Annotated in this window: 1 protein-coding gene; it reads right to left on the bottom strand. The window is 57.5% G+C overall.

Going from position 1 to position 1,578, the window contains the following annotated elements; translation table 11 throughout:
- A partial coding sequence (locus V6D20_21050) for a hypothetical protein (protein HEY9818269.1) occupies nt 1-1,458 on the bottom strand: 1,458 nt, incomplete at its 3' end.
- Nucleotides 1,459-1,578: the final 120 nt, after the last annotated feature.

Below are 1,578 nucleotides of genomic sequence, written 5' to 3'. Positions count from 1 at the left end.
CCCGTCCCCAGTGCGGTAGCGGGCCATCATGATCTGCAACTGTCGGCGGAGCTCATCCATCACCGAGAGCTGGACGTCACCAAAACGATAGTCTTCGGTAACCGCATCCAGCTTGATCAAGACATCCGATACAGGACGCGTTCCCAGCCAGCCCGTTTGCAGGCCACCCATATAGTTCTCCCAGGCGATCGCCCCGGCAATGATGCCATTGGGGTTATGGGAATAGACCTGAAAATAGTCCACCTGAAAGCGCAGCTCATCGGTGAAGCGATCGCGGATCAGCCTAGCCGTCCCGTAGGCAAAATGTCCGGTCACAGTTCCCCAAACAGCCGGAGTTTCTGCCCTCTCGCCGCCAATACCCCCAAACACATGCACCACTAAAAAGCGATCGCCCTCTTGGAAGTCAGGCTCCGACTGGGTGCGATGCAGCCAGGCTGTTTGCACAGTGCCCTTGCGGCTGGGGGTATCTTGCCAATTGCGAAAATTAATATAGTTATGGGGGCGATCGCGGCCAACCCAACGCTGCTCCGAGGTCAAACGCTCAGGATCGTAGCGCAACAAGGAACGGGGAGCGATCGCCTGGACGACAAAAACACCCTCGGCATTTTGCGCCCCGTAGATATACCAGCCGGCTTGCCCCGCAGGAGATTGCTGCAACTGGTGAGGTGTGGACTGAAAGATGTCGTAGGCGGGTAGCACCTGGGGAATGCGCACCGTCTCCACCGGGCCATCAAATTGCCCGGTGCTGAGGTTGTAATGGCGCACCTGCATCTGCTCCGAGGCACAAGGCGGTTCAGGGGGACAGCGATCGGGACGATCCTCTGTCCTTGGACTTGGCCCTAGCACCTGTACCAATCCATAATATCGACCGATCACCTGGGTGGGCATCTCTGAGATCTGCACCACCGACTGTTCACCAACTTGGAGCAGATCCTCCGGCTGCAACGAAACAATCACGTCGTCCTCAGGATGGGCTCCCGCTAGGGACTGTAACGGCCCCACTTGCAGCCAGCCATTCAGTCGCTCCGGATGCACATTACCATCTTGAATGCTTTGACGGGTTTCGTCGGTAAAGACAATAGGCTGGGTGACAGTCTGCAGGTAGGCTGCTAGATCAGGACGATCCTGCCACTGCAACCGGGCTTGCCGCCCTACCCAGTCTGGATCTGGAGCATTTAAAATCTCCAGCCATACCCAATCCCCACCATCCCGGTCACCTTGCTCACGATCGGGTAATATCAACCGTCCTACCCAATCCGCCACCGGCTGGTACAAGGTTTCATCAACAGCTTGCTGCACAGGATAGTAGTCGGGATGGTTAAAGTCCGACTGCTGGGCGATCGCATACCGAGAGAGCACCGCGGGCGACGTTGCCATCACGCCCACTGCCCACAGGCAAGCGATCGCCACCATGCCCACGATGCCCACCATCCAACCCCAGCCTCTGCGTACCCTCATCCTGTTTATCCTGTGCTGACCATCGCCCTGATCTTGGCATACCCCAGGCATGAGATCTCAGTCTGCAAGCAGCAGATCCACCAGCGCCTGGGTAATTGGATAGCGAGTTTGCCGTTCAAA

Source organism: Candidatus Obscuribacterales bacterium (assembly GCA_036703605.1).
Taxonomy (GTDB): Bacteria; Cyanobacteriota; Cyanobacteriia; order RECH01; family RECH01; genus RECH01.
Note: the sequence above shows the minus strand (reverse complement) of the source record. Positions and strands in the feature narration are given on the sequence as shown.